At 60.4% G+C, this 2493-nt stretch carries 3 protein-coding genes; all 3 read left to right on the top strand.

The features are described from left to right. Nucleotides 1-22 precede the first annotated feature (22 nt). The 3 genes from tnpA to tnpC are packed head-to-tail and all read left to right on the top strand — an operon-like array spanning nucleotide 23 to nucleotide 2451. The gene (tnpA, locus tag CYJ10_RS33620) at nucleotides 23-454 is read left to right on the top strand and encodes an IS66-like element accessory protein TnpA (RefSeq protein ID WP_308303032.1); all 432 of its coding nucleotides are present in this window, start codon (nucleotides 23-25) and stop codon (nucleotides 452-454) included. Further along, nucleotides 454-801, top strand: a complete 348-nt coding sequence (gene tnpB, locus CYJ10_RS33615) for an IS66 family insertion sequence element accessory protein TnpB (protein ID WP_101685756.1) — start codon at nucleotides 454-456, stop codon at nucleotides 799-801. The genes tnpA and tnpB overlap by 1 nt, the downstream gene beginning before the upstream one ends. A 51-nt stretch (nucleotides 802-852) precedes the next feature. Beyond that, nucleotides 853-2451, top strand: coding sequence for an IS66 family transposase (gene tnpC, locus CYJ10_RS33610; protein ID WP_101685755.1), 1599 nt, complete (start codon nucleotides 853-855; stop codon nucleotides 2449-2451). The last annotated feature ends 42 nt before the right edge of the window (nucleotides 2452-2493 follow it).

Here is a 2493-nt window from a genome sequence, read left to right as displayed (position 1 = left end):
GTAACCGTCCGCTGATGGCCGTGTGGACACGAGAGGCGAACCTATCCAGAGTAGTTCCCATCAAAATCTAGCGGGGACTACTTTGGAGACTGTGGCAAAGCGCGGTGGCCGCACACGCGGCAGCCGGAATCACCCCATCGAATTGAAGCAAAGGCTTGCAGAAGCTGCGTGCGTTCCAGGGGTGTCGGTTTCAAAGCTGGCCCTGGAACACGGTCTAAACGTGAACATGGTCTTTCGGTGGCGGCGCATGCTTAGAGCAGGCCACCTCGGCGTCCCCCATGCTGGCGACGCCCCAATGCTGCTCCCCGTTGTGCTCAGAGGCCCCGAAGGTGAGAAACCTGCCGGCGGGTCGCTTACAGGAGTCATCCGGCTGCAACTGGCCAAGGGCCAGGTGAGCATTGAAGGCCGAGTCGATCCAGAACTCCTGCGTATGGTGGTGCAGTGCCTGTGCTAATGATGGAGCCGCCGGGCAATACCCGGATATGGGTTGCCGCAGGATTTACGGACATGCGATGTGGCTTCGATGGGCTGGCTGCCAAAGTGCAGATGGTTCTGCAGAAAGACCCATTCTCTGGACACGCGTTTCTCTTCAGAGGAAAACGTGGCGATCTCATCAAGTGCCTGTATTGGCGCGACGGTGGAATGTGCCTGTTTGCCAAGCGGTTGGAACGAGGTCGGTTTGCCTGGCCGCGCGCGGAAGGTGGCGTGGTGGCCCTGACGAACGCGCAACTTGGACTTCTGTTGGAGGGATTCGACTGGCGGCAGCCCATCGATGCAGCCCGCCCGTGCAGTGCTTTGTAAACGTCTGTGACAACGCACGTGGGGAGTGATGCTGGCGCCTAGACTGCTTGCATGACCTCCAGTAACGCTTCGCTTCCCGACGACATCGACGCCTTGAAGGCCCTGCTTCTGGCGCGGGAAACGGCGCTTCGTGAGCGCGACAGCGACTTGGAGAATCTACGCGACACGGTCGCGACGCTGCAGAAGACGCTCTCAGATCGGGCACTGGAAATCGAGAGCCTGAAGCTGTGGATCGCAAAGCTCCAAAGAATGCAGTTCGGGCGAAAATCCGAGAAGATTGATCGCCAGATCGAACAACTGGAACTACGTCTGGAGGATCTGCAGGCCGACGAAGGCGCGGGGGTGCTCGATGCAAGCAAGCCGCGCTCAAAGGAGGCGACCAGGCCGACTGGACGCAGAGCCCTCCCTGATCATTTACCGCGCGAAGATATCGTCCATCAACCTCAGGATGTGTGCTGTCCGCAGTGTGGCGGAACGCTCAACGAGCTTGGCGAAGACATCGCCGAGCAGCTCGAGTACGTGCCCGGGCACTGGCGAGTGATCCGCCATCGTCGGCCGAAGAAGGCCTGCGTTCGCTGTGACTGCATCGTCCAAGCGGCCGCGCCCAGCCGGCCCATAGATCGCGGTATGCCGGGTCCTGGCCTACTCGCCCATGTCCTGGTTGGAAAGTTCTGCGACCATCTTCCCCTGTATCGGCAGTCGGCGATATACGCGCGGGATGGCGTCGAGTTGAGCCGCTCGACACTTGCTGATTGGGTCGGACAGGCCAGCGCACTACTACGCCCGCTGGTCGATGCAACTCGGCAGTACGTGATGGCGGCGTCGAAGATCCACGCCGACGATACGCCGGTACCAGTACTTGAACCCGGAAACGGCAAGACCAAGACAGGCCGCCTCTGGACCTATGTACGTGACGACAGGCCCGCTGGTTCGGTGGACGCACCGGCCGTCTGGTTCGCGTACAGTCCGAGTCGGTCAGGCGAATATCCGCAGGCTCACCTGAAAGGCTTCAAGGGAATCCTGCAAGCTGACGCATTCGCAGGCTACAACGCCATTTACAAAGACGGCGAGGTACAAGAGGCTGGATGTGTTGCCCACGCGAGACGAAAATTCCACGATCTGTACCTGGCACGCAGGAACGACGTCAACACTGAGGCGCTGCGCCGGATCGGTGAACTTTACGCAATTGAGGCAGAGATCCGCGGGAAGCCTCCCGACGAGCGAAGGCGCGTCCGACAAGAACGAGCGCTTCCATTGCTGGAAGCCTTCGAGATCTGGTTACGTTCGACGCTTAGCAAGGTGTCGCCAAAAAGCGATACCGCGAAGGCTATTGGCTACGCATTGAATCAGTGGTCGGCATTGACCCTGTATGCCAGTGACGGTCGCGTTGAGATCGATAACAACGCAGCGGAGCGTGCGCTGCGGGCCGTTGCCCTCGGCCGAAAGAACTTCCTTCACTTCGGCTCTGACAGTGGCGGCGAACGCGGTGCCGCTATCTACTCGCTGGTGGCCTCAGCCAAGTTGAACGGACTCGACCCAGAGGCCTACCTGAGCGACGTCATTGCGCGCATCGCCGACTACCCCGTCAATCGCGTCAGCGAACTGCTGCCATGGGCCATGGCTGAGCAGTTCCGCACGACCGCCGCCTGAAAGCAACCCCGTCGTCAAGAACGCTGTCCGTCGGACGGTTAC

This window comes from Cupriavidus pauculus (assembly GCF_002858765.1).
In the GTDB taxonomy this organism is placed as follows: Bacteria; Pseudomonadota; Gammaproteobacteria; order Burkholderiales; family Burkholderiaceae; genus Cupriavidus; species Cupriavidus pauculus_B.
The sequence above is the reverse complement of the archived record's forward strand: the minus strand, read 5'-3'. Positions and strand labels throughout refer to the sequence as shown.

What these genes read in the sequence shown, in the direction of transcription:
- tnpB (WP_101685756.1), top strand. Translation starts at nt 454, where the DNA reads ATGATGGAGCCGCCGGGCAATACCCGGATATGGGTTGCCGCAGGATTT.
- tnpC (WP_101685755.1), top strand. Translation starts at nt 853, where the DNA reads ATGACCTCCAGTAACGCTTCGCTTCCCGACGACATCGACGCCTTGAAG.